Genomic DNA, 6,357 nt, shown 5'->3' on the forward strand with positions numbered 1-6,357 from the left:
GCCGGCTGCGGCCAGCATGCCCAGCGTGAACCAGGTGCGCAGGCCGAAATGCCAGCCCACCGCCCAGAAAATTCCCAGCGCCGCCACGTAGCACAGCATGATCGCCAGCACGTCGAAGCGGCCGAAGGTGATCGCCGAGGTCTTCATCCCGAGCTTGATGTCGTCGTCGCGATCGACCATGGCGTAGGCGGTGTCGTAGGCCACCGACCAGAACACATTCCCCAGCAGCATCAGCCACGCCGCCGCGGGCACCTGGCCCTGTACCGCAGCAAAACCCATCGGGATGCCGAAGCCGAAGGCGATGCCCAGGTACGCCTGCGGAATCGCGAAGAAGCGCTTGAAGTACGGATAGCTGGCCGCCACGATCAGCGCCGGCACCGACATCTGCTTGGTCAGTGTATTAAGCGGCAGGATCAGCAGGAAAGACGCCAGCGCCAGCACCCCCGCCACCATCAGCGCCTCCCAGCCGTGGATCTTGCCGGCCGTGAGCGGACGGTCGACGGTGCGCTTGACGTGCTTGTCGAAATCGCGATCGGCGTAATCATTGATCGCGCAACCGGCCGAGCGCATCAGCACCGTACCCAGCACGAAGATCGCCACGATATGCCAGTCCGGCCGGCCGTCGGCGGCAAACCACAGCGCCATCAGCGTCGGCCACAGCAACAGCTGGATGCCGATCGGTTTGTGCAGGCGCACAAGGTGGAAATAGAGATTAAGGCGATTCATGTCAGGCGGACAAAAAGGAAAGCGCCATTATAAAGGCGCGCTCAAAAAACTCGCCTGGGTGGATGAATGGGATATTTTTTGACGGAATTGACGCGCTCTTTTGCAGAATTTTTTTTCATGCAATTTGCATCTCCGTGAACGGATGTAACATGCCTTGTGAATTTTTGCTCAAAAAGGCGAAATTATTTGCCGTGGCGGGCATTAGACGCTAATGTACGACCGGTGTAACGAGACAGTCACAATGACTTGATAACATCGGTCACCTTTTTGGGAGGATTTGCCTAATGAAATACCCTGTGAAAACCTTTGCCGCTGCGGCTTTGCTGGCGACAATGACAACTTCGGCCTTCGCGGTTACCGACATCGCCTGGTGGCATTCCATGACCGGCGCCCTGGGCGAACGCGTCAATGCCATGGCCGACGAATTCAACAAGAGCCAGTCCGATTACAAAGTGACGCCGGTCTACAAGGGTACTTACGACGAATCGATGGCCGCTGCGATCGCCGCCTATCGCGCAGGCAACGCTCCCAACATCCTGCAGATTTTTGAAGTCGGCACCGCCACCATGGTTTACTCCAAGGGCGCCATCAAACCGGTCTATGAAGTGATGCAGCAAGCCGGCGAGAAGTTCGACCAGAACGCCTACGTGCCAGCCGTGTCCGGTTACTACTCGACCGCGAAGGGCATGATGTCCTTCCCGTTCAACAGCTCGACCACGATCATGTTCTATAACAAGGACCTGTTCGCCAAGGCCGGCCTGGATCCGAACAAGCCGCCGGCAACCTGGCAGGATTTCGTCGGCATGGCCGCCAAGATGAAGGCCAGCGGCATCACCTGTCCTTACACCACCACATGGCAATCGTGGGTGCACCTGGAATCGTTCTCGGCCTGGCACAACACCGAGACGGCAACCAAGAGCAACGGCTTCGGCGGCCTCGACGCACGCCTGAAGATCAACGGCCCGCTGCAAGTGCGCCATATCGAAAACATGTCCAACTGGGCCAAGCAAGGCTACTTCATCTACGCCGGCCGCAAGGATGAAGCCAACGCCAAGTTCAATGCAGGCGAGTGCGCCATCATCACCGGTTCCTCGTCCGCGTACGCCGATATCCGCAAGAACGCCAAGTTCAAGTTCGGCGTGGCGCCGCTGCCTTACTACAGCGATGTGCAGGGTGCACCGCAAAACACCGTGATCGGCGGCGCTTCGCTGTGGGTCATGGGCGGCAAGAAGGCTGACGAATACAAGGGCGTGGCGAAGTTCTTCACTTACCTTTCCAAGCCTGAAGTGCAAGCCAAGTGGCATCAGGAAACCGGTTACCTGCCGGTCACCAAGGCGGCTTACGAAATCACCCAGAAGTCCGGTTTCTATGAGCGCAATCCAGGCACCGATGTCGCCGTCAAGCAGATGATCGTCAAGACCACAGACAAGTCGCGCGGCATCCGCCTGGGCAACTACGCACAGATCCGCACCGTGATCGACGAAGAACTGGAAAACGTCTGGACCGGCAAGAAGGCGCCGAAAGAAGCGCTCGACAGCGCCGTGAAACGTGGCGACGAACTGCTCGCCCGCTTCGAAAAAGCAAACAAATAAGAAGTCTGCTGAACGCAGCGCGGCAAGATCGATTTGCCGTGCTGCCGCTTCAGGAAAGACCTGTGCAAGACACTTGGCCCCGGTTCTCCGGGGCGATGTATTTTTCAGCTGCTCGGAAAACTCACCGGTGCCGGATGTAATCGTTATCACGCATCCTCTTCAAACACCGCTTTTAGGGACATAAGCTATCGTGGAAAAACGCGCTCGCTTCACTTCATCATGGCTGCCGTATGCGCTGGTCGCACCGCAGATCCTGATCACGATATTGTTTTTCTTCTGGCCTGCGGTGCAGGCCCTGTACCAGTCGGTGCTGCTGCAGGACGCCTTCGGCGGTTATTCGGAATTCGTCTGGTTCGACAATTTCGCCGCCTTGTTCGGCGACCCGAGCTATCTGGCGGCGTTCGGCACCACGGCCATCTTCTCGGTGCTGGTGGCGGTGGGCGGCATGGTGCTGTCGCTGATCCTGGCGGTGTTCGCCGATCGCGTCGTCAAGGGCGCGGCGATCTACAAGACCTTCCTGATCTGGCCGTACGCGGTGTCGCCGGTGGTGGTCGGCGTGCTGTGGATGTTCCTGCTGAGTCCTTCGCTGGGCCTGCTCTCGCATGTGCTGGCATGGCTCGGCATCAACTGGAACTACATGGTCAACGGCAACCAGGCCATGACCCTGATTGTCATCGCGGCGATCTGGAAACAGATCAGCTACAACTTCCTGTTCTTCCTGGCCGGCCTGCAATCGATTCCGAAATCGCTGATCGAAGCGGCCGCCATTGATGGCGCCGGTCCGGTCAAGCGCTTCTTCACGATCATCTTCCCGATGATTTCGCCGACGACGTTCTTCCTGATGGTGGTCAACATCGTGTACGCGTTCTTCGACACGTTTGCAATCGTGGAGGCGACCACCCACGGCGGTCCCGGCAAGGACACCGAGATCCTGGTCTACAAGGTCTTCAGCGACGGCTTCAAGGGCGGCGACCTGGGCGGCTCGGCGGCGCAATCGGTGGTGCTGATGGTGATCGTGATCCTGCTGACCGTGGTCCAGTTCAAGTACGTGGAAAAGAAGGTGCAATATGCTTAATTCGCACAAGGCTTCATCAATGCAGAAGGGAGCGCCGGCATGATTGAACGTCGCCCCATCCTCGACGCCGTCAGCCATCTGGTGCTGATCATCGGCGCGATCATCGTGATCTTCCCGTTGTACGTCGCCTTCATCGCCAGCACCCAGACCGCCGAGCAATCGGCCATGTCGCCGCTGTCGCTGCTGCCCGGCACCGAGCTGGTCGCCAACTACAAGACCGTCCTGACCCAGGGCGCTTCCGGCAACGTCTCGTCGCCGCCGGTGTCGCGCATGCTGTGGATCAGCCTGGTGACGGCGCTGGTGATCGCGATCGGCAAGATCTCGATCTCCATGCTGTCGGCGTTCGCGATGGTGTACTTCCGCTTCCGCGGACGCAATTTGTTCTTCTGGATGATTTTCGTGACGCTGATGTTGCCGGTGGAGGTGCGCATCACGCCGACCTACCAGGTGGTGTCCGACTTCGGCATGCTCAATACCTATGCCGGCCTGACGGTGCCGCTGATCGCCTCGGCCACGGCCACCTTCCTGTTCCGGCAATTCTTCCTGACGGTGCCCGACGAGCTGGCTGAAGCGGCGCGCATCGACGGCGCCGGGCCGCTGCGCTTCCTCAAGGACGTGCTGTGGCCGCTGTCGCGCACCAACGTGATTGCGCTGTTCGTGATCATGTTCATCTACGGCTGGAACCAGTACCTGTGGCCGCTGATGATCGCCACCGAGCAAACCATGTACCCGATCGGCATCGGCATCAAGACGCTGATTTCGGGCGGTGACTCGGCGGTGGAATGGAATATGGTGATGGCAACGATGATCCTGGCAATGTTGCCGCCGGGGCTGGTCGTCGTGGTCATGCAAAAATGGTTTGTTAAAGGTCTGGTCGATTCCGAGAAATAACATGGCAAAAATTCATCTCAAGCAAGTCAAGAAGACCTACGGCAAAGCGCCGAAAGCAGTCGACGTCATCCACGGCATCGACATCGACATCGCCGACGGCGAGTTCATCGTCATGGTCGGTCCGTCCGGCTGCGGCAAGTCGACATTGCTGCGCATGGTGGCGGGACTGGAAGAAATCAGTTCCGGCGACATCATGATCGGCGACCGCGTGGTCAACAACCTGGAGCCGAAAGAACGCGATATCGCGATGGTGTTCCAGAACTACGCGCTGTATCCGCACATGAGCGTGTACGAAAACATGGCCTACGGCCTCAAGATCCAGGGCTTGCCGAAAGCCGAGATCGACACCCGCGTGCAGCGCGCGGCCGAGATCCTGGAACTGGGCGCATTGCTGGACCGTACGCCGCGTCAATTGTCCGGCGGCCAGCGCCAGCGTGTGGCGATGGGGCGCGCGATCGTGCGCAAGCCGGCAGTGTTCCTGTTCGACGAACCGCTCTCGAACCTCGACGCCAAGCTGCGCGTGCAGATGCGCCTGGAAATCCAGAAGCTGCACGCCTCGTTGCGCACCACCAGCCTGTATGTGACGCATGACCAGGTCGAAGCGATGACCCTGGGCCAACGCATGATCGTGATGAACAAGGGCCGCGCCGAACAGATCGGCACGCCTGCGGAAGTCTACGGCAAACCGGCCACCACCTTCGTCGCCAGCTTCATCGGCTCGCCGCCGATGAACCTGCTCAACGGCAAGCTCGGCGACGACGGCGCGCGTTTCACTTTCGACGACGGCTCCGTTTTCGATCTGTCGACGCCGGCCAAGATCGGCGGCGGCGCGCGCATCCTCGGCATTCGTCCGGAACATCTGCAACTGGGACGTCCCGGCCTGAACATGGAAGTCGAACTGGTGGAAGCGCTGGGCGCGGAACTGCTGGTGCATACACGTTGCGGCGGCCAGTCGATGGTGATCCGCTGCGCGGCCGGCACCGAAGTGGCGATGGGCCAGCAGGTCACGGCCGGCGTCGATGCGAACCTGCTGCACTGGTTCGATCCGCAGACCACGCATCGTATCGACTGATATCGACCCTTACGTTGCAAACAAAAACAGCCGGCATATCGTTGCCGGCTGTTTTTTTGTCCGCAGGGTTCAGCTCCCCAGCGCCACCACGATATCCAGCTCGACCGCCGCATTGCGCGGCAATTGAGCGACGCCGACGCTGGTGCGCGCGTGGCGGCCCTGTTCAGGGCCGAACAACTCATAGATCAGCGCCGAGGCGCCATCGGCCACCGCACTCTGCTGGCTGAAGTCTTCGGTGCTGTTGACGTAGACGTTCAGGCGCAGGATCTTGTCGATGCGCTGCAGGTCGCCGACGGTGTCGCGCAAGGCCGCCAATGCGCGGATCAATGCAGCCCGGGCGCCCATCCTGGCGTCCTCGATCGAGACTTCGCGGCCCAGCTTGCCCGACACCAGCACGCGGTCGCCGTCGCGCGGCAACTGACCAGAGATCCAGGCCAGGCCCTGATGCACGACGCCGGTTGCATATTGGGCGCCGGGTGCGGCGGAGGCGGGCAGCACGATACCTAATTCGGTCAGGCGTTGGTCGAGATTCATGGAGCTTCCTTGTCATGGTTGGGCGGAGTTGCCGGGGATGGGGTCTATAATAAATTCCCGTCTGCCTGCGCGGCAAAGCATCTTTTCTCAGGCCAGCCCCAGTATTTTTCGATCCGTTCCTCAATCCGTTCCTCAGCCCGTTTCTCAGCCCGTTCCTCATATCGCCATGACCGCTCGCACACTTCCGTCGCTCAACGCCTTGCGCGCCTTCGAGGCGGCCGCGCGGCACCAGAGTTTCACGCTGGCCGCGCAGGAATTGCACGTCACGCAAGGCGCCGTCAGCCACCAGGTCAAGGCGCTGGAGGAAGAACTTGGTGTGCCGTTGTTCGAGCGGCTGTCCAATCAGCTGCGGCTGACTGCAGCAGGGCAGCGCTACCTGGTCGTCGCCGGCGAGGCTTTCGATCGCATTGAAAGCGGCACCCGCCAATTGCTGGAGCGGCCGCAGCGCGCGCGCGCGCGCGCGCGCG

The 6,357-nt window shown here is 60.4% G+C and carries 7 protein-coding genes; 5 read left to right on the forward strand and 2 right to left on the reverse strand.

All coding sequences use genetic code 11. The features are described from left to right. Nucleotides 1-726: 4-hydroxybenzoate octaprenyltransferase (gene ubiA, locus HLUSI_RS0125705; RefSeq protein ID WP_040503923.1), on the reverse strand; the 726-nt coding region annotated here is incomplete at its 3' end. Nucleotides 727-1,010: 284 nt separating this feature from the next. On the opposite strand from ubiA, the gene ugpB reads away from it, so the two are divergent. The 4 genes from ugpB to HLUSI_RS0125725 all read left to right on the forward strand — a co-directional run bounded on the left by ugpB (nucleotide 1,011) and on the right by HLUSI_RS0125725 (nucleotide 5,356). Next, nucleotides 1,011-2,318: a sn-glycerol-3-phosphate ABC transporter substrate-binding protein UgpB gene (gene ugpB / locus HLUSI_RS0125710; RefSeq protein WP_040503922.1), complete on the forward strand. Its 1,308-nt coding sequence runs from the start codon at nucleotides 1,011-1,013 to the stop codon at nucleotides 2,316-2,318. 190 nt (nucleotides 2,319-2,508) lie between these two features. Then, a complete protein-coding gene (gene ugpA, locus HLUSI_RS0125715; RefSeq protein WP_016836657.1) occupies nucleotides 2,509-3,393 on the forward strand; it encodes a sn-glycerol-3-phosphate ABC transporter permease UgpA in 885 nt (294 codons plus the stop codon). Between the two features lie 39 nt (nucleotides 3,394-3,432). Further along, nucleotides 3,433-4,284, forward strand: coding sequence for a sn-glycerol-3-phosphate ABC transporter permease UgpE (ugpE, locus tag HLUSI_RS0125720; RefSeq protein WP_016836658.1), 852 nt, complete (start codon nucleotides 3,433-3,435; stop codon nucleotides 4,282-4,284). Between the two features lies 1 nt (nucleotide 4,285). Then, entirely contained in the window at nucleotides 4,286-5,356 is a 1,071-nt protein-coding gene (locus HLUSI_RS0125725) for a sn-glycerol-3-phosphate import ATP-binding protein UgpC (protein WP_016836659.1), read from the forward strand. Between the two features lie 69 nt (nucleotides 5,357-5,425). Here the strand turns inward: HLUSI_RS0125725 and HLUSI_RS30765 are convergent, their stop codons facing one another. Then, nucleotides 5,426-5,890 (reverse strand): RidA family protein, encoded by a 465-nt coding sequence (locus tag HLUSI_RS30765; protein WP_016836660.1) that lies wholly within the window; start codon nucleotides 5,888-5,890, stop codon nucleotides 5,426-5,428. A gap of 166 nt (nucleotides 5,891-6,056) precedes the next feature. Between HLUSI_RS30765 and HLUSI_RS0125735 the strand changes: the two genes are divergently transcribed. Next, on the forward strand, nucleotides 6,057-6,357 hold a 301-nt coding region (locus HLUSI_RS0125735), incomplete at its 3' end, for a LysR family transcriptional regulator (RefSeq protein WP_016836661.1).

This window comes from Herbaspirillum lusitanum P6-12 (genome assembly GCF_000256565.1).
Taxonomy (GTDB): Bacteria; Pseudomonadota; Gammaproteobacteria; order Burkholderiales; family Burkholderiaceae_D; genus Herbaspirillum; species Herbaspirillum lusitanum.

Bases quoted from the DNA above. Each gene is read 5' to 3' on its own strand.
- ugpB (WP_040503922.1), top strand. From the start codon at position 1,011: ATGAAATACCCTGTGAAAACCTTTGCCGCTGCGGCTTTGCTGGCGACA.
- ugpE (WP_016836658.1), top strand. From the start codon at position 3,433: ATGATTGAACGTCGCCCCATCCTCGACGCCGTCAGCCATCTGGTGCTG.
- HLUSI_RS0125725 (WP_016836659.1), top strand. From the start codon at position 4,286: ATGGCAAAAATTCATCTCAAGCAAGTCAAGAAGACCTACGGCAAAGCG.
- HLUSI_RS30765 (WP_016836660.1), bottom strand. From the start codon at position 5,890: ATGAATCTCGACCAACGCCTGACCGAATTAGGTATCGTGCTGCCCGCC.